This window comes from Dyella sp. OK584, from assembly GCF_057787755.1.
Genome location: NZ_CM173542.1, coordinates 1,627,936 through 1,645,339 on the forward strand (window position 1 = coordinate 1,627,936; position 17,404 = coordinate 1,645,339).

The 17,404-nt window shown below is 63.8% G+C and carries 14 protein-coding genes; 7 read left to right on the forward strand and 7 right to left on the reverse strand.

Annotation, left to right across the window (positions count from 1 at the left end):
- Positions 1-6 precede the first annotated feature (6 nt).
- Positions 7-2,082, reverse strand: coding sequence for a transglycosylase SLT domain-containing protein (locus AC3CBN_RS07260; protein ID WP_488636140.1), 2,076 nt, complete (start codon positions 2,080-2,082; stop codon positions 7-9).
- A 195-nt stretch (positions 2,083-2,277) separates the two neighbouring features.
- On the opposite strand from AC3CBN_RS07260, the gene AC3CBN_RS07265 reads away from it, so the two are divergent.
- Entirely contained in the window at positions 2,278-3,897 is a 1,620-nt protein-coding gene (locus AC3CBN_RS07265) for a glycoside hydrolase family 17 protein (protein WP_488636141.1), read from the forward strand.
- Here AC3CBN_RS07265 and AC3CBN_RS07270 read toward each other — a convergent pair.
- From AC3CBN_RS07270 to AC3CBN_RS07290, 5 genes are all read right to left on the reverse strand, one after another.
- Positions 3,796-4,230 carry a hypothetical protein gene (locus tag AC3CBN_RS07270; protein ID WP_488636142.1) on the reverse strand — a complete coding sequence of 145 codons (435 nt, stop codon included), beginning with the start codon at positions 4,228-4,230 and terminating at the stop codon, positions 3,796-3,798. The genes AC3CBN_RS07265 and AC3CBN_RS07270 overlap by 102 nt on opposite strands.
- Positions 4,227-5,036 (reverse strand): endonuclease/exonuclease/phosphatase family protein, encoded by an 810-nt coding sequence (locus tag AC3CBN_RS07275; protein ID WP_488636143.1) that lies wholly within the window; start codon positions 5,034-5,036, stop codon positions 4,227-4,229. The genes AC3CBN_RS07270 and AC3CBN_RS07275 overlap by 4 nt, the downstream gene beginning before the upstream one ends.
- Before the next feature lie 121 nt (positions 5,037-5,157).
- Positions 5,158-5,811, reverse strand: a complete 654-nt coding sequence (locus AC3CBN_RS07280; protein WP_488636144.1) for a thiol:disulfide interchange protein DsbA/DsbL — start codon at positions 5,809-5,811, stop codon at positions 5,158-5,160.
- A gap of 50 nt (positions 5,812-5,861) precedes the next feature.
- Positions 5,862-6,731, reverse strand: a complete 870-nt coding sequence (locus AC3CBN_RS07285; RefSeq protein ID WP_488636145.1) for a thiol:disulfide interchange protein DsbA/DsbL — start codon at positions 6,729-6,731, stop codon at positions 5,862-5,864.
- A 68-nt stretch (positions 6,732-6,799) separates the two neighbouring features.
- Complete coding sequence (locus tag AC3CBN_RS07290; RefSeq protein WP_488636146.1) at positions 6,800-7,582, reverse strand: c-type cytochrome; 783 nt, start codon at positions 7,580-7,582, stop codon at positions 6,800-6,802.
- A gap of 110 nt (positions 7,583-7,692) precedes the next feature.
- Between AC3CBN_RS07290 and yihA the strand changes: the two genes are divergently transcribed.
- On the forward strand, positions 7,693-8,328 hold the full coding sequence (gene yihA, locus AC3CBN_RS07295; RefSeq protein WP_488636147.1) for a ribosome biogenesis GTP-binding protein YihA/YsxC: 636 nt from the start codon (positions 7,693-7,695) through the stop codon (positions 8,326-8,328).
- Between the two features lie 744 nt (positions 8,329-9,072).
- On the opposite strand, the gene AC3CBN_RS07300 is transcribed toward yihA, so the two are convergent.
- Positions 9,073-9,564, reverse strand: coding sequence for a GAF domain-containing protein (locus AC3CBN_RS07300; RefSeq protein WP_488636148.1), 492 nt, complete (start codon positions 9,562-9,564; stop codon positions 9,073-9,075).
- Between the two features lie 104 nt (positions 9,565-9,668).
- Here AC3CBN_RS07300 and bioD point away from each other — a divergent pair, with 104 nt between their 5' ends.
- From bioD to AC3CBN_RS07325, 5 genes are all read left to right on the forward strand, one after another.
- Complete coding sequence (gene bioD / locus AC3CBN_RS07305) at positions 9,669-10,340, forward strand: dethiobiotin synthase (protein ID WP_488636149.1); 672 nt, start codon at positions 9,669-9,671, stop codon at positions 10,338-10,340.
- A 49-nt stretch (positions 10,341-10,389) separates the two neighbouring features.
- On the forward strand, positions 10,390-10,740 hold the full coding sequence (locus AC3CBN_RS07310; RefSeq protein ID WP_488636150.1) for a hypothetical protein: 351 nt from the start codon (positions 10,390-10,392) through the stop codon (positions 10,738-10,740).
- A gap of 243 nt (positions 10,741-10,983) precedes the next feature.
- Positions 10,984-13,185: a peptidyl-dipeptidase Dcp gene (gene dcp, locus AC3CBN_RS07315; RefSeq protein WP_488636151.1), complete on the forward strand. Its 2,202-nt coding sequence runs from the start codon at positions 10,984-10,986 to the stop codon at positions 13,183-13,185.
- Between the two features lie 248 nt (positions 13,186-13,433).
- Positions 13,434-13,733 (forward strand): hypothetical protein, encoded by a 300-nt coding sequence (locus AC3CBN_RS07320; RefSeq protein WP_488636152.1) that lies wholly within the window; start codon positions 13,434-13,436, stop codon positions 13,731-13,733.
- A gap of 727 nt (positions 13,734-14,460) precedes the next feature.
- Entirely contained in the window at positions 14,461-17,268 is a 2,808-nt protein-coding gene (locus AC3CBN_RS07325; protein ID WP_488636679.1) for a TonB-dependent receptor plug domain-containing protein, read from the forward strand.
- Positions 17,269-17,404 lie beyond the last annotated feature (136 nt).

Consider the following 17,404-nt stretch of genomic DNA (forward strand, 5'->3'; position numbering starts at 1 on the left):
TCCGTTTCAACGCGTGCCGCCGGACGTAGCGGCCGCTGGTGCCATGCTGCTGGCGGGTGTGGCCGTGGCCGCTGGCGCCGGTGGCGGAGCCGTGACGACAGGACAGGCCACCAGCTTACGCTGACTGCGGCCGTCAGGCAGGCCAAAGCCCTGGCCGATCGGCGTCAGCCGTTTGGACAGCGTCACCGCGTTGCCGTGCTGGCGCCAGTCGTAGATCACCGCGAAGGACATCACGCGCGCCACGTACTCGCGCGTTTCCTTGTACGGAATGGTGGCGACGAACAGGTCAGGTTGCAGCGAGCCGCGCGCCTCAAGCCACTGATCGACCTTGCCGGGGCCGGCGTTGTACGCCGCGCTGGCCAGCCAGATCGAACCACTGAAACGCTCGGCCATCTGCGCCAGATAGCGTGTGCCAAGGATGATGTTGGTGACCGGATCGAACAGCGTGTCGCCGCCGCCCCAGGTGATGCCGTTGCGTTTGGCAACCAGTGCCGCCGTGGAAGGCAGCAGTTGCATCAAGCCACGGGCGTCGGCACCGGAGCGCGCATCGGGCATCCACGCGCTTTCCGCACGCAGAATGGCGTAGGCCCACGATGGATCGATGCCAGCTTCCTGTGCCTGCGGCACCAGGCCGTCCTGGCTGGCCAGCGGGAAGCGGTGCTCGTAGTAGCGCAGCGCATCGCCGGTGTTAAAGGTGAACACCGCACGGTCGTACCAGCCGCGTCGGTAGGCAAGATCGACGGCAAGCCTCAGCGTTTCCGGGTCGGCTCCGTCCAATGCTTGTGTCCACTCGCGACGCGCCTGTCTCGGCAGCTCCACGGCGTACAGCTCAAAGGCGCGCTGCAGGCCGCGATTGGCCAGCAGTGCCTGCTCGCGCTGCGCATCGCCGTTGAGTGGTGTCTGACAGATGCCGTAGGGCGCATCGAGGCGATCGGCGGCAAGAAAGCCGAAGAAGGTTGGTTCCTGCGCCAGCGATGTGAGTACGCGTTGAGCCTCGGCGCCACGACCCAACTCGCTGAGTGCGCGCGCGCGAAACCAGCGCCATTCGCCGTCCTGCTGCTGTGTGGGTGGCATCGCATCGATGGCGGCAAGCACGGCCTTCCAGTCCTGCTGCGCCAGCGCGGCGCGCACGCGCCATTCACGACTGACATCGGTCTGCACGGCGGGTGGCAAGGCGATGAGGCGAGACAGCGCGCTCGCGTCGTAGTCGGTGGCATGGAACAGGGCGAGTGCATACAGCACGCGGTCGCGCTGCTCGGGCGAGAAGGTGAAGTGACTCTGCAGTTTCTGCCAGGCGGCATCGGCGGTGGCGGACTGGCGACGTGCAAGCCGCTCCAGTGCAAGCGAGGCCGCCTGGCGATCGCGCGGCGTGTCCGGCCACTGGTTTGCGGCGACAACGGCGCCACTCGGATCGCTCAGCGCCGTGGCGATGCGCTTGGCAGCCTGCGCCTGGTCGGCCGGCAGCCAGTCGGCGATGGCGTTGATGGTGCCCGGTTGCACGGCGTCAGCGGCGCGGTCGATGCGATCCCAAATGCGTTGCGTGGTGAGCAGGCCCTGGTCATGCGCTGCGCTCAGCACCGGGTCGCAGGCGCTGGGCAGCTTGGGCTTGGTCCACAGCGAAGCGAGGTCGCGATCGAAATCCAGTGGTGCACCTTTGCTCAACTGCGCTTGCAGCGCGTTGCAGGTAAGTGCGTCACCGAGGCCCGGCTGATACATCACCAGGAAATTTTCCCAGTCCTGACGGCGCGCCAGTTCCGAGAGAAAGTCACGGCGTAGATCGCTTGCGGGAATCAGCCCGGGGTTGCGCTTGAGGTAGTCCTCCACACGAGCACGGTCGAGTTGGCGGATGTCATGCGTGAGCGCGGCCGCTTCCAGGTAGGGATAAAGCGGATACTCCTGCAGCCCACTCGCAAGGCTGCGCCAGCCATCACCGCCTTGCTGGGCCGCCGCGAAGGCTTGCTTGAACGCGGTACGTTGCGCGCTGGTGGGCTCGGCCGCGCTGGCGGCGCCGGTCAACAGCAGGCCGGCCATCACGATGAGCAGACGTCGGGCGAATCGCCGCGGTGCTGCGTGAAGGGACATGACAACTCCTTTTTGCCGATCCCGGCGCAGTTTACTTCGCGGATTCCGCGGGGGCGGCGCGTTGGGCGGGGTCGGGCAGCATGGCCAATGGCCGCTGAGCGTGGCGTGAAACGGGTACGTACATGGTCGCGCGGGGCGGCCTGATAGAATCTGCGGCCCACGAGGCGCCACGTCCGGCGCACCCCCAGGAAGCGCATGTCGCCGTTGCCCTTGCCGTCGTCCCGTGTAGCGCCGCTCGCGTGGCTGATTCTCGCCGTGGCTGCGCTGTGGGGCGCGCTATGGTGGTGGCAGATCGGTCGCCCGGTGCCGCTGCCTGACGCACCGACGGCGCACATCGCCTGTGTCTCTTACGCACCGTTCCGCAAACCGGGCGAGACGCCGCTCAACATTCATGCCTTCGTCAATCCTGAGCGCATCGATGCCGATTTGCGCGCCTTGTCGCAACGCTTCGATTGCGTACGCACGTATTCGCAGGGCGCCGGCCTTAGCGCGGTGCCGGCGATTGCCCAGCGCTATGGCATGAAAGTGTTGATGGGCATCTGGATTGGTCGCGATCCGGTGGCGAACGAGCACGAGTTGCAAGCGGGTATCGCCACTATCAAGGCGCACCCGGAAGTGCTGCGTGGCGTGATCGTGGGCAACGAGGTGCTGTTGCGCGGCGAGCAATCGCCCAAGGCGCTCGCCCGTTACGTGACCGAGCTACGCGACGCCATCCACGACACGCACGTGCCAGTCACTTATGCCGACGTGTGGGAGTTCTGGCAGCGCTATCCGGAGATGGCGAACGTGGTGGACTACATCACCATCCACATCCTGCCGTATTGGGAAGACGAACCGGTAGAGCCGAAGGACGCGCTGCAGCATGTGGCCGACGTCTACGCCCACATGAAGGCGCAGTTCCCCGGGCGCACCGTGATGATCGGCGAAACAGGCTGGCCCAGCGCGGGCAAGCAGCGTCGTGGTGCCGCGGCCAGCCTGGTGAACGAGGCGCGTTATATGCGCGATTTCCTGCGTTACGCCGGCAGCGTGGATATGCCTTACAACGTGATCGAAGCCTTCGATCAGCCGTGGAAGCGTGAGCAGGAAGGCACGGTGGGCGGCTATTGGGGCATCTTCGATGTCGATGCGCGACCCAAGTTCTCGATGCAGGGCCCCATCGTGGAAGAGCCGCGCTGGATGCTGGGCTGGTGGGCTGGTGCGGCGGGCTCCCTGCTGTTCGTGCTGGCGGCGTGGTGGCGTCGCGAGTGGCGCTTGCGACGGGCACGCGTGGCCTTGGCACTGGCCGGTTTCACCAGTGGCACCGCGTTGGCCTGGCAGTTCCGGCAAATTTGGTACGCCTGTCGCGACAAGATGGAGTGGACGGTCTCCATCGCGTTGTGCCTGCTTGCGCTGCTCACCGCGATTGGGCTGGCCCGCTGGATTGCGGCACGACTTGCTGGCGAGCCGGCCAAGGTCATGCCCGGCCGCCGCCTGCGCTTTGCCTGGATGTTCGCGCTGACGCTGTATGGCCTGTTGCTGGTGTTCGACGGACGCTACCGCGATTTTCCGCTGGGCCTGTTCTGGCCGCCGGCCATGGGCTATTTCCTCGCCGCGTTGCTGACCAAAGTCGACACGTGGGTGCCCACCGTGGAAGAGCGATTCCTCGCCTGCCTGATGCCGCTGCTGGCCGCCGTGACGGTGGCGCAGGACATTGGCCTCAACCCGGCGACCTGGCTATGGCTGGGCGCGAATCTCGCGTTCGGCGGCGCGGTGTTTATCGCTTGGGGACGCGGTGCCCGACTGCACGCGCACCATGCGCAGGCAACCGATCAGTAACGCCAGCGCGCCCGGTTCAAAACAGTACAGCACGACGGCGAACAGGCCCGCCGCTGTCGCCAGCCATGCCGTGAGCAGGCGAACCCGCCATAGCGCCAGTGCGGCGGCGGCAAGCGCCACCCATCCGAAGATGCCTATGCGCAGGCCACCGATGTTGCCGGTGATGAATCCGACCACGGTGGCATGCCGCACATCGCAGGCCAGCGTTTTGCCGGTGTCGCAGACGCGCGACACATCGGCCGATTCGACCAGGCCGTAACGCAGCGCGAAAGCGATCGCGCCAACGCCGAGCGCCAACAGCCAGGGCAGTACGAGGTAGAGCGTTCGCTTCATCGGCGCAGTCGGTAGGGGTGTGGTGCGATGTGGTCCGGCAGGCGGATTTCGGCCGCCAGCGGCAAATGGTCGGAGAAAGCCTGCGGTAGCGCCCAGACTTTGTCGAGCTGGATCGCCTCGGAGGTCAGGATATGGTCCAGCGCGCGCCGCGGCTTCCAGCTGGGGAAGGTCGGCGGCGGCTGCGGCGGCGGTATCAGGCCGCACCTGGCGAACAGGTGCTTCATCTCGGCGCTGCGCACGTCGGTGTTGAGGTCGCCCATCAGTATCGCGTGCGGGTAGTCCTGCAGCACCTCGGCGATAAAGGCGAGCTGCTTGGCGCGAGCCGGCGCGCTCAACGAAAGGTGGGCGATCATCACCGCCAGTGCATCGGTGCCTTCACCAAACCGCGCCAGTAACGCGCCACGACCGGGAATGCGGCTGGGCAGCGGATAGTCCAGCACGCTGGTCGGTTCCAGCCGGCTGATCAGGCCGTTGGCCGAGTGCGCCAGTCGCGCCATCGGCCGGTTCGGCTGGTGGCTCCAGAACGGCATGCCGGCGGCTTCAGCGAGGTAGCGCGTCTGGTTGAGGAAGCCCGAGCGCAGGCTGCCGGCATCGGCCTCCTGCAGGCCGATCACATCGAACTGGGGCAGCACTTCGGCGAGGCGGTCGAGGTTGTCCAGCTTGCTGCGGCCCGGCAGCACCGCATTGATGCTGCGGGTCAGGTACTCGCTGTAGCGCTGCACGCTGGCGCCAGCCAGGATGTTGCAGCTGAGCAGGCGCAGGCGGCGCTCGGGAGCTGCGTGGGCGGGGGTATCGGCGCGAGTCATCGGGCGGGCAGAGTAGTCGCAAAAAGTGACAGTCGCTATGGGTCGCGCTGTCGGATCAACAAGCATGCCCGCTCGGGTGTGAATGCGGGGAAAGTCCTTGTGAACCTTCCCCGCGGGGGACTTACTTGCCGGCGAGCTCGCGTTTGGCCAGCCACAGGGTCAGGGCGGAGAGCTGGTCCAGCGTCTTCACACTGGCGCTGCGGTACTTGCCGTTGACCACGATGGTCGGCGTGCCGTCTACCTGCCATTGCTGCACCAGCGCGGCATCCTTGCGGATCTGGGCGGTGACTTCCTCGGAGGTGGCAACGCGCATGAAATCCTCGCGCTTCAGGCCGTGGCTGGCGTAGAAGTCGGCAAGTTCATCCAGCGTGGAGATCGGATAGTGATCGCCAAACTTGGCCTGGAACAAGGCCAGGTGCGTCTGTTCGAGCACGCCCAGCTGCTTGGCGGCATAGAACGCACGGGCATACGGCACCCATTCGTCGTTGAACGCGGCCGGCATCAGCTTGAACACCACGCCGGGCGGCAGCTGCTTGCGCATCTGCTCGGCAAGTGGGGCAAAGTGCGCGCAATGAATGCAGCCGTAGGAGAACACCTCGACCACTTCCACCTTGCCCTCGCTGCTGTAGCGATGAGCAGGGCCGGTTGCGGTCACGTACTCCTTGCCGTCGGTGTACGGAGCCGGTTCATTGGAGCTGGTGGCGGTGCATGCAGTGGTCAGCAACAGCCCGGCCAGCAGGCTGATTGCACGCAGGGTGGCAAAACGCTTGAACATGTGGCGGTACTCTCAGGTTGCAGTGGTGGGTGGTTGCAGGCGGGCGAGGCTTACTTGCCGGCCGCTTCCTTGGACACCAGCCACTTCACCAGTTCAATCAACTGTTCGTCGCCGCCGGCTGTGCCGCGGTCAAGACGATATTTTCCGTTCACGATGATGGTCGGGGTGCCTTCCACGCCGTATGCCTTCACCAGCTCGTCGGCACGCTTGACCTTGGTGTTGATGGTGAAGGAGTTGGCGACGGCAACGAATTCCTTGGGGTCAGCGCCGAACTTGGCGTAGACCTTGGCGGCATCGTCCAGCGTGGGCAGCGCCGAGGTCGGCTTGAGACCACGGCCACCCGGGGACAGTGCGGTCAGTTCGTTGGTCTTCCATACCGCGTCGTACATGGCGTCATTGCCCTTGTCTGCCACACCCAGCGCCAGCGCGGTGAGGTAGGCGCGCTGCAGCATCGGCCAGTTCTCCTGCGGCATGAACGAGGCCGGCAGGTACGCAGCCACGGCATCGGCAGGCAGCTCCTGCACCAGCTTGTTCATCACCGGATGGAACTGGTTGCAGGCCGGGCAGCCATACGAGAACACCTCGACCACTTCCACCTTGTCGGTGTTGGTGAGCTTGGGCTGGGCCGGCTCGATGCGCGTGTAGCTCTTGCCTTCCACCCACTTGCCGTCATCGACGAATGGGGTGGACGGCGCAGGTGCAGGTGCAGGTGCCTGGGCAGCGGTGCTGGCGGCAGCCGGTGCGGCCGTGCCGGCAGCTGCGGGTGCCGCGGCGGTGGAGGCGGCCGGCGGTTGAGCGGCCGGAGCGGTGGCGGCAGGAGCCGGTGCCGGCTGCGGCGCCTTGCTGGCGTTGTCGTTGTTGTTGCTGCAGGCGGCGAGCGCGAGCAGGGCGGTACACAGGAACGACAAACGCTTCAGCATGATGATCCTCGGACTTTGTCTGGCTTGGAACGGACACGCCGGCCTTGAGGCCGGCGTGTCGAAGGCGATTACTTCGCGGCGGAAGCGCCTGAAGCGCCTTCGGAGGCGTGCAGGCCTTCCACGTAGCTGGCGATGGCGGCGATGTCCTTCGCGTCGAGCTTCTTGGCGATGCCCGGCATGATCTGGGCGTGCGCATCATCGCCCCAGGTGCTGCCGTCGTGCCAGGCCTTCAGCGTGGCCTCGATGTACTGGGCGTGCTGGCTGGTGAGCTGCGGGTACATGGCGCCCGGATTGCCGCGACCGTCGATGCTATGACAGGCCATGCAGGCCGGCACGCCCTTGGCGGTGTCGCCTTCCCGATAGAGCTTCTCGCCCTGCGCGACCAACGCCTGGTCGGCCACGCCCGGTAGCGGGCTCTTGCTGGCGAAGTAGGCGCCGATGTCGCGCATGTCCTGCTCAGATAGCGGGGCGGACATGCCGAGCATGATCGGGTTCTGGCGCTTGCCTGACTTGAAGTCGACCAGCTGGCGGACGATGTACGACTCGTGCTGGCCAGCCAGCTTCGGGTACTGCGCATCGCTGGAGTTGCCATCCATGCCATGGCAGGCGCCGCAAACGGCGGCCTTGCCGGCACCGGCAGCGGCATCACCCGGCTTCACGGCAGCGGCGGCCTCGGCGGCCGGCGCAGCAGAATGCCCCGTACTGGCGGCCTCGGCAGGCTTGGCGGCGGTGGCCGCAGCAGCGGGCGCCTTGGCTTCCTGGGCGAAAACTACGCTGGAAGACAGCGCAAAGACGAGGGCTACGGCATAACCAACAACAGCGGGCCGGAAACCGGCGGGCCGAAAACTCATACACTTGTCTCCCGAAAAACTGCTATGGCTGCACGGGTCGCGCTGGCCTGCGCGCCCGCAACTGGCAGAAACTCCCGGATTATCTCCGCGTCACCTTAGTCGGTCAAACCATGTCCAATCCGCTGCAGGGTGCCCAGTTCGTACTGGCCGCTCATCGAATCACACAACTTCCGCCCGATCACGGCGCCGAGGTGGCCTTTGCCGGTCGATCCAATGCCGGCAAATCCAGTGCGCTCAACGCACTGACGGGTCATCGCGGCCTTGCGCGCACCTCCAAGACGCCCGGTCGCACGCAACAGATGGTGGCGTTTTCGCTGCCGACGCAGATCCAGGGCGATGGCGAGCCGCCGTTGCCGACGCGCCTCATCGACTTGCCTGGCTACGGCTACGCCAAGGTGCCGCCGGAACTACGCGACCACTGGAAGCAGGAGATCGACGCCTATCTGCATCATCGCCGCAGCCTGCGCGGCATCGTGCTGATCACGGACATTCGTCATCCGATGAAGGAATTCGACCGGATGATGCTGGAGTTCTGCTTCGTGACGCACCTACCGTGCCACGTGTTGCTGACCAAGGCCGACAAGCTGTCGCGCAACCAGGCCGCTCAAGCGCTGGCTGCGTTGCGCAAGGAACTGGTGGCAGGGGGAACTCAGGCCACCGCGCAGATGTTCTCTTCGCAAACGCCTACCGGCGTGGATGAGGCGCGCGCGGCGGTGATGACGTTGCTCAACACGCCGCGTGAATGAGTCTCTGGGGTTGTTTTGGATTGCCGTAGGTGGCGTGGTTTAGGGTTTGTCGTGAGGATTGTCGCGGGCGGCCAGCTTGCTCGCCTGTCGCGATGATCAGGCGTGGTCGCCAGGGTGCCGCTTACGCAGCGGGCGTTTCGACCACCTGCCGGCGGCCGAGTCACTTTTCTTTTGCTGGCCCAAAAGAAAAGTAACCCAAAGAAAATGGCCTTCAAGAGCTGGCAGCGAAACGCTGGATAAAAGCTCTGGAGGCGGGAGGCAAGCCACGAGCGATGTCGCGCTGCCTACAGCCAGCGGCTACACCGCGGGGCGTCAATTGGCAGAGGACTTAAGGCGCTAGCGTGGCGACCCGCTTTTAGCCCTCACCGCGCCGACGCCCCGCGGTGTAGCCGCGGTGTATCGCCCTAGGCCGCAAGCCGCCCGATGTGCGAAGCCCTTCCGGCTTGTATCCCTCGGCATGCTGCCGGAACCTCACCGCGTCGCCGCCCCGCGGTGTAGCCGCGGTGTCTAACCTTGGGTCGCAAACCATCCGACTGGCCAAGCCTGCCAGGCTCGTATCCCACGCATTGCTACGAGCTCTAGAAGGCGCTTTCTTTGGGCCACGTTTCTTTGAGCCAGCAAAGAAAGGTGGCTCGGCCGCCGGCAGGCAGTCGAAACGCCCGCTGCGTAAGCGGCACGCTGGCGACCACACCTGATCGTCGCGACAGGCGAGCAAGCTGGCCCCGGGGTATGGAACAGAGACGATCAGCGATTCACGCTGTCCATGAACACCGCGCACAACGCCTCCATGCCAGCGCGATCTTCGTCGTCGAAGCGTGCGACAGACGGGCTGTCCACGTCCCACACGCCGAACAGGCGACCATCGGCGCGAACCAGCGGCACCACGATTTCCGATTGTGACGCCGCGTCGCAGGCGATGTGGCCGTCGAAGTCGTTCACGTCACGCACCACTTGCGTCTGGCGCGTCTGCGCGGCCGTGCCGCATACGCCGCGCCCCAGCGCGATGCGAATGCAGGCCGGTTTGCCCTGGAACGGGCCGACCACGAGCTCGGTGCCGTCGTACAGGTAAAAGCCGCTCCAGTTGAGGTCGGGCAGGCTGTTGAAGATGAGTGCAGAAAAATTCGCCGCATTGGCGATGACATCCGGTTCACCCTCGAGCAGGCCGCGCGCCTGACTGCACAGATCTTCGTAGTGCTCGCGCTTGCTGGCATACGCCTGCGTGGATACTTCGAACATGGGCATCAGCCTCGGAGGCAAAGAACGTATTATGCGCCGGCACGGCGCGTACCGGCACAGCGGGGCCACGCGCCGCTCTTTTGCCGCCATCAGGGGACAGGCGTATGTCGACGTTCTTCATCGCCGGTACCGATACCGGCGTAGGCAAGACCCACGCCACCTGTGCACTGCTCTACGCGTTGCGCGCTGCCGGTCACGATGTCTGTGGCATGAAACCGGTGGCCAGCGGCTGCACGCAGACGGCCGAAGGCCTGCGTAACGACGACGCGCTGGCGCTGCAGGCGGCGAGCAGCGCGCCGATGCCGTATGAGTGGATCAATCCCATCGCGCTGCGTGAACCACTGTCACCGCATCTGGCGGCCGCACACGAAGGCGTGGAGATCCGCCTCGCGCCGCTTCATGAAGCATTCCTGCGATTGCGTGACATGCACGACATGCTGCTGGTGGAAGGCGTTGGTGGCTGGCTGGTGCCGCTGTCACGTGGACTGCTGGCTTCGGACATCGCGCGGCAATGGCAATTGCCGGTGATCCTGGTGGTTGGCATGCGGCTTGGCTGCCTTAACCACGCGCTGCTCAGCGCGCGTGCCATCGCCACGGACGGTTGCAGGTTGGTCGGCTGGATCGGCAACCGCATCGATCCGGATATGGCCGCCGTGGACGAAAACCTCGCCACGCTTCGCCAGCTGCTGCCCGCGCCGTGCCTGGGTGTGTTGCCGTATGGCGTGTCACCGCAGGCCGCGGCGGCCCAGCTGAATCTGGGCTCGATCTTGGAGTGAATTTCACGCCGCGCGTGCTTGCATGTGCCGGTCAAGCCGGAGGCCTTCCATGTCGATACGCAGCCACTATTACTTTTCGATCGCCGACCTTGCGCATGCACACGGGCCGGTGCCTTCGCTGAGCTACGACGGCGCCGGCCCGGATGATCTCGCTGCTGCACTGCAAGATGCCCTGCGCACACCCACCCTGTTCGAACGCTGGCGCGCGATGCAGGACGAGCCCGACGATGTCGACCCGGCGCTGGCGTCGACTGACCCCGCCGCGACGGTAAGCGCGCACGTGTACGACCTGCGCATCGACGTGGATCTCGTCACCGAACTGCCGATGAGCATTGTGCGGCATCGCCTGAACCTGTTGGTCGGGCCGAGCTGGCAGCTGCGCGATATGCGCAAGGCGTAACACGAGGGCATGTTCATGCCGGCCAAGCGATCCGCACCGGGTCTGCTTGCCCGCATGTCTGCGTCATCGCTCGGTCGTGTACCGACGTACACTTCCTCGCTCTTCCTTGGCCTGCACGCAAACAGTTCCCGGTGCGGCCGTTTGGCCGGTATGAGCATGCCCTGGCCTGACTTCCAGCCCTTGGCACCCATGCCGGGGTGTGGTTAGGCTCGGGGTTTTGTACCGTCCAAATGGGGAACCCCGATGCTCCGTCTCCGCACACTAGTGATTGCCACCTCCATCGCGCTTGGCGCCTGCTCGCAGCAGTCGAACGAACAGGTCCAGCAGCCGGCGCCCGCCAGCACCGCGCCGGCCAAGGCCAGCAGCGCCGCGCCAACCGCCGAGGTCAGCGCCGTGAATCCATTCCTTGAACCCAGCACGCTGCCGTTCCAGGCACCGCCCTTCGACAAGATCAAGGACGGCGATTACCAGCCGGCCTTCGAAGAAGGCATGAAGCAGCAGCTGGTCGAGATGGCCAAGGTCGCCGACAACCCGGAACCGCCGACCTTCGAGAACACCTTCATCCCGATGGAGAAATCCGGTGCGCTGATGAAGCGCGTGATGCAGGCGTTCAATGCCGTCAGCAGCGCAAACACCAACGACACGTTGCAGAAAGTGCAGGAAGAAGAAGCGCCCAAGCTCGCCGCGCACCAGGACGCTATCGTGTTGAACGACAAGCTGTTCAAGCGCATCGAGACGATCTACGACCAGCGTGACTCGCTCAAGCTCGATCCGGAATCCAAGCGCCTCGTCGAAGTGGTCTACAAGAACTTCGTGCACGGCGGCGCCAAGCTGTCGGAAGCCGACAAGTCGAAGCTGAAGGATCTCAACAAGGAAGAGTCGGGCCTAAGCGCGCAGTTCACCAACAAGCTGCTCGCCGACACCAAGGGCGGCGCGCTGGTAGTGGACGACAAGGCCAAGCTTGATGGCATGTCCGAGGGCGACATCGCCGCTGCCGCACAGGCTGCCGCAGGCCGCAAACTCGAAGGCAAGTGGGTGATCCCGCTGCAGAACACCACGCAGCAGCCGGCATTGCAGAACCTCAACGATCGCGCCACGCGCGAAACGCTGTTCAAGGCCTCGTGGGATCGTGCGGAAAAGGGCGACGCCAACGACACGCGTGACCTGATCGCCCGCATCGCGCAGATCCGCGCGCAGCAGGCCAAGCTGCTGGGCTACCCGAACTACGCGGCATGGAAGCTGGAAGACCAGATGGCCAAGACGCCGGAGACGGCGCTCAAGTTCATGGACAACCTCGCACCTGCGGCCACCGCGCGCGCCGAGTCCGAGGCCAAGGACATCCAGGCGGTGATCGACCAGCAGAAGGGCGGCTTCAAAGTCGAGGCCTGGGACTGGAACCACTATTCCGAGCAGGTACGCAAGGCCAAATACGATCTCGACGAATCGCAGATCAAGCCTTATTTCGAACTGGACAACGTGCTGCAGAACGGCGTGTTCTACGCCGCCAACCAGCTCTACGGCCTGACCTTCAAGGAGCGCAAGGACATTCCCGTCTGGCAGCCAGACGTGCGCGTGTTCGAAGTGTTCGACAAGGACGGCACCTCGATGGCGCTGTTCTATTGCGATTACTTCAAGCGCGACAACAAGGGCGGCGGCGCGTGGATGAGCAACCTGGTCGACCAGTCCAAGTTGCTGGGTACCAAGCCGGTGATCTTCAACGTCACCAACTTCACCAAGCCCGCACCGGGCCAGCCGGCGCTGCTGTCGTTCGATGACGTCATCACCATGTTCCACGAGTTCGGCCATGGCCTGCACGGCATGTTCGCCAACTCCGAGTATCCGACGCTGTCGGGCACGGCGACGGCGCGCGACTTCGTGGAGTTCCCGTCGCAGTTCAACGAGCACTGGGCGACCGATCCGAAGATCTTCGCCAACTACGCGAAGAACTATAAGACTGGCGAGCCGATGCCGCAGGAATTGGTCGAAAAGATCAAGAAGTCCAAGACCTTCAACAAGGGCTACGACATGACCGAGCTGGTCGGTGCCGCCCTGCTCGACATGAGCTGGCACAGCCTCGGTGCCGATGCTCCGAAGCAGGACCCGGACAAGTTCGAGATGGATGCCCTGACCAAGGCCAAGATCAACCTGAGCTACGCGCCGCCGCGTTATCGCTCCAGCTACTTCCAGCACATCTGGGGCAACGGTTACGCGGCCGGATACTACGCCTACCTGTGGACCGAGATGCTCGCGGACGATGCGTTCCAGGGCTTCGTCGAGCACGGCGGCATGACCCGTGAAAACGGCGACCGCTTCCGCGCGATGATCCTCTCGCAGGGCAATACGATGGAACTTGGCAAGCTGTACAAGGATTGGCGTGGCAAGGATCCGAGCATCGAGCCGATGCTGCTCAATCGTGGCTTGAAGGAAGCGCCGAAGAAGAAGTGATGCTTCTGCCATGAAAGACAAAAAAAGGCCGGCATTGCCGGCCTTTTTTTTGCGTATGGAATGCCAAGGAAAGTGATGCTCATGATTGGGGTGCGACACGGGTCCCCGTATCGCATGGAGGGACGCTGCCATGCCTTTCAATGCCTCCTGCTCGATATTGCAGGTTAGGGAGGCATTGGTGTTGACCCTGACTAGGGCAGGACGTTGCGATATGCGTTCCGATGCATCGTGTCAGTCGGGGACGCAAGATGACCTCGCGTGACAATCACAAATCGACGCTTGATGCCACCCTCCAGATCGACATGGCGCCGACGGAAGCACCGCAGTTGCTGGTGCATGGCAATGCAACGCTGAGCGGCACGCTGAGCCTGATCTATGGCCAGCCGCTTATATCAGTGCGACACACGCTGGTGCAGGCCAATGCATTGACGGACACGTTCGCCAACACGACGTCCAGTGGTCCAGTGCCGACAGCATTTTCGCCCAGGGCGGCGCCCATCTCTTCGCCAATAGCGCCTGGTGGCCACAATCGATCATCGGGAGATTGAGCGTCGGGGCGGATAGCAGTTGCTTGCCAGTGTGGGTTTCGAGTCCGTCGGCCAGACGCCGCAAGACGAGTGGCTGATCCAGCGGCGGCTGACGCATAGACCGGTCAGCGGTATGCCATTGACGGTACGCAACGTCGAGCGCGAACGCAGCATGTGCTTTCGCGCATATATGGCCGTCCAGACATCCAATCTACCGGATAGCGCCTGCCGCGATTCCTTCCCGGGTGGTCGAACCTATTCGGATCGAGTGCGAACGGCCCGACAGCGGCTGGCCGGCGGAGCAGCAGTTCCTGAGTGCCACCGGACACGGCGTGCCGCAAATTCTTCCGCCCTGACGGACGCGTCGATACCGTCATAAAACCAGATCCCGTTCACAAAACCTTTTGCTGGACAGGGCAGCGGATGTCTAAGCGCCTGTTTCTTTTGAAACTTACGCGTAGCTGACAAAAATCGTTGACTTTTTGTGACGACGCCTTCTAAGTTCGGTGACGGCGGCAGGGGGGAAGCGTAATTTCCTGCTCATTTCAAAGGGTTACGGAGCTGTCTAGCGAGACAGCGCCGCGGGGACCTGTGCGCCTAAGGAAAGCCAGCACGACGCCTGGCTTGCCACTCAGTCGATGACGTCTATGTCGTTTTAGGGGAGTAAAACGTGAAGCACTTTAGAAATAGCAAGCTGGCGACGGCTGTCCGCTTCGGCCTTGCTGTGGGCGCCCTGGCCGCCACAGGTATGGCTTTTGCGCAGGATGCCGGTAACAGCGGCGCCAATCCGGATTCGGCCAAGAAGCTCGAAACCATCACCGTCACCGGTTCGCGCATCCGCAGCGTGGACGTGGAAACGGCCCAGCCCGTCATCACCCTGTCGCAGGCCGACATCCAGAAGACCGGCCTGACCAACGTCGGTGACATCCTGCAGAACCTCACCATCACCGGCCAACCGACCTTCAGCAAGGCGGCGGTGCTGACCAGCAACACCGAGGAAGGCGGCCAATACGTCAACCTGTACAACCTCGGCGAGAACCGCACGCTGGTGCTGGTGAACGGCAAGCGCTGGATGACCAGCCTCAACGGCTACACCGACGTTTCCACCATCCCGGCAACCCTGATCGATCGCATCGAAATCCTGAAGGACGGTGCCTCGTCGATCTACGGTTCGGACGCCATTGCCGGCGTGGTGAACATCATCCTCAAGGATCGCTTCAACGGCGCCGCCGTGAGCGGTTCGATCGGCCAGAACCAGGGTGGCGACGGTACCCAGCAGGCGTACTCGTTCACCTTGGGCAGCACAGGTCCGAAGTCTTCCATCGTATTCGCCGCCACCTACAACAAGACCGACCCGGTGTGGGCGAAGGATCGTGATTTCACCAAGTACACCTACGGTGACTTTGATCGGACTGCCGGTTACAGCGGCACGGGTCCGTGGGGCCGCTTCACGTACAACGGCGACAGCTATGTGCTCAACCACACCGGCGATCCGAACCACATCGGCGTCGGCGCGGACTCGCGCGACATCAACAACTATCACGTCGGCGTCCAGGACAACGACTACTTCAACGCCACGAACCAGATGATGGAGCAGCTCCCGACCGAGCTGAAATCCATCTTCACCGAAGGCAGCTACAACTTCACCGACAACGTGACGTTCAAAGCCAACGGCATGTACGCCGAGCGCAACTCGTCGACGCAGGTTGCCGGTTATCCGCTCACCAGCACCAGCCAGCCGAATTTCCCCGTCTATCTGAGCGGCGACAGCTATTACAACCCGATCCCGGGCCAAGACCTGTCCTTCGCGCGCCGCACCGTCGAAATACCGCGCGTGACCAGCGAAAGCGCCAAGTCGCTGCACTTCGACGCTGGCTTTGAAGGCAGCTTCGAGTTCCTCGACCATCCGTGGAACTGGGACGCTGGCTTCGGCTACAACAAGTACGACGTGGACACCACGGGCACGGGCAACATCAACCTGCTCAACCTGCAGCAGGCACTGGGTCCGTCGTTCCTCAACGCATCGGGTGTCGTGCAGTGCGGTACCGCCGCCACCCCGATCGCGCTGAACCAGTGCACGCCGTTCAACATCCTTGGCGGCCCGAGCGCGTCGAACAAGGAAGTGCTCAACTACATCATGGCGCGCGAGCAGTCCACGGCGCAGAGCATCAGCAAGGACTTCACCGCCAACATCACCGGCGGCCTGTTCGAATTGCCGGGCGGTACCTTCAGCTTCGCCGCGGGTATCGAGCATCGCAACAACAACGGCTATGAAACGCCGGATGAGCTGGCCAGCGCCGGCTACACCACCGACCTCGCCGCCGGCCCGACCTCGGGTTCGTACACCACCAACGAAGCCTACATCGAGCTCAACGCGCCGCTGCTGAAGGATCTGCCGGGCGCCAAGTCGCTGGCGGTGGACGTGGCCAGCCGCTATTCGCACTACAGCAACTTCGGCAGCACCACCAACAACAAATACAGCTTCACGTGGTCGCCGTTCGACGACCTGCTGGTACGCGGTACGTTCGCCAAGGGCTTCCGTGCGCCGACGCTGGGTGACCTGTTCGGCGGCGGTTCGCAGACCTTCGATCAGTACACCGATCCCTGCGACGTCTCGTACGGCTCTCTCAGCAACGGGGCCGTGGCCAAGAACTGCGCGGCAGCCGGCCTGTCTCCGACCAACTTCCACCAGTTGGATACCGCCGGCAACGCGGTCAAGGGCCCGAACCAGCAGGGCACCACGCCGTTCGTCACCGGCGCCGGTAATTCGTTCCTTCAGCCGGAGCACAGCACGACCCGTACGCTCGGCCTCGTGTACAGCCCCCACTACGTGGACGGTCTGGACATGACGCTGGACTACTACGACATCAAGATCACCAACGTCATTACGGCGATCGATGCCAACTATGTGCTGGACCAGTGCTACCAGTACTCGGTACAGGAGTTCTGCTCGGCGTTCCAGCGTGACGCCAATGGCCAGGTGATCAATCTGCACCGCGGCAACGCCAACCTGGGCTGGATCGAAACCAGCGGCTACAACCTCGGTGTGAACTACCGCCTGCCGCAGTTCTCGTTCGGCAAGTTCGTGTTCAACATGAACGTGAACTACCTCGACGACTGGAATCAGGCGAGCACCAACGATGCCCCGGCCATCAACTACGCCGGTCAGTACGGTTACAACCACTGGCGCGCCAACCTGGGCGTGGACTGGAACCTGGGCAACTGGGGCGCTACTTGGAGCATGCGCTACTACGGCGCGTTCCTCGACCAGTGCTGGGATGCGACCACCCACTGCAACATGCCCAACTACAGCAGCGCGAACTGGGGCTACGGCACGGGTGCCAATCGCATGGGCGCCACCGTGTTCAACGATGCACAAGTGCGTTACCAGCTGCCGTGGAAGGGCCAGATCGCGGTGGGCATGCGCAACATGTTCGACAAGCACCCGCCGAACACGATCAATGCCTACGTGCTGGGCTACAACTCGTCGGGCTCGATCGATCCCACGCTAGACCTCGGCCGTTACTTCTACGTGCAGTACAACCAGCAGTTCTAAGCAACACGTCAACGAGCAACACCCTCCCTGCAACACGTTGCCGGGGCTCCGCAAGGGGCTCCGGTTTTTTTTGGCGACTGCGGATGAATGTGGTTTCGCCAGTACGTAAAAACAAACCCCGCACAAAGGCGGGGTT

What these genes read in the sequence shown, in the direction of transcription:
- AC3CBN_RS07260 (WP_488636140.1), bottom strand. Translation starts at nt 2,082, where the DNA reads ATGTCCCTTCACGCAGCACCGCGGCGATTCGCCCGACGTCTGCTCATC.
- AC3CBN_RS07265 (WP_488636141.1), top strand. Translation starts at nt 2,278, where the DNA reads ATGTCGCCGTTGCCCTTGCCGTCGTCCCGTGTAGCGCCGCTCGCGTGG.
- bioD (WP_488636149.1), top strand. Translation starts at nt 9,669, where the DNA reads ATGTCGACGTTCTTCATCGCCGGTACCGATACCGGCGTAGGCAAGACC.
- dcp (WP_488636151.1), top strand. Translation starts at nt 10,984, where the DNA reads ATGCTCCGTCTCCGCACACTAGTGATTGCCACCTCCATCGCGCTTGGC.
- AC3CBN_RS07310 (WP_488636150.1), top strand. Translation starts at nt 10,390, where the DNA reads ATGTCGATACGCAGCCACTATTACTTTTCGATCGCCGACCTTGCGCAT.
- AC3CBN_RS07285 (WP_488636145.1), bottom strand. Translation starts at nt 6,731, where the DNA reads ATGCTGAAGCGTTTGTCGTTCCTGTGTACCGCCCTGCTCGCGCTCGCC.
- AC3CBN_RS07325 (WP_488636679.1), top strand. Translation starts at nt 14,461, where the DNA reads ATGGCTTTTGCGCAGGATGCCGGTAACAGCGGCGCCAATCCGGATTCG.
- yihA (WP_488636147.1), top strand. Translation starts at nt 7,693, where the DNA reads ATGTCCAATCCGCTGCAGGGTGCCCAGTTCGTACTGGCCGCTCATCGA.
- AC3CBN_RS07320 (WP_488636152.1), top strand. Translation starts at nt 13,434, where the DNA reads ATGACCTCGCGTGACAATCACAAATCGACGCTTGATGCCACCCTCCAG.
- AC3CBN_RS07275 (WP_488636143.1), bottom strand. Translation starts at nt 5,036, where the DNA reads ATGACTCGCGCCGATACCCCCGCCCACGCAGCTCCCGAGCGCCGCCTG.
- AC3CBN_RS07280 (WP_488636144.1), bottom strand. Translation starts at nt 5,811, where the DNA reads ATGTTCAAGCGTTTTGCCACCCTGCGTGCAATCAGCCTGCTGGCCGGG.
- AC3CBN_RS07300 (WP_488636148.1), bottom strand. Translation starts at nt 9,564, where the DNA reads ATGTTCGAAGTATCCACGCAGGCGTATGCCAGCAAGCGCGAGCACTAC.
- AC3CBN_RS07290 (WP_488636146.1), bottom strand. Translation starts at nt 7,582, where the DNA reads ATGAGTTTTCGGCCCGCCGGTTTCCGGCCCGCTGTTGTTGGTTATGCC.
- AC3CBN_RS07270 (WP_488636142.1), bottom strand. Translation starts at nt 4,230, where the DNA reads ATGAAGCGAACGCTCTACCTCGTACTGCCCTGGCTGTTGGCGCTCGGC.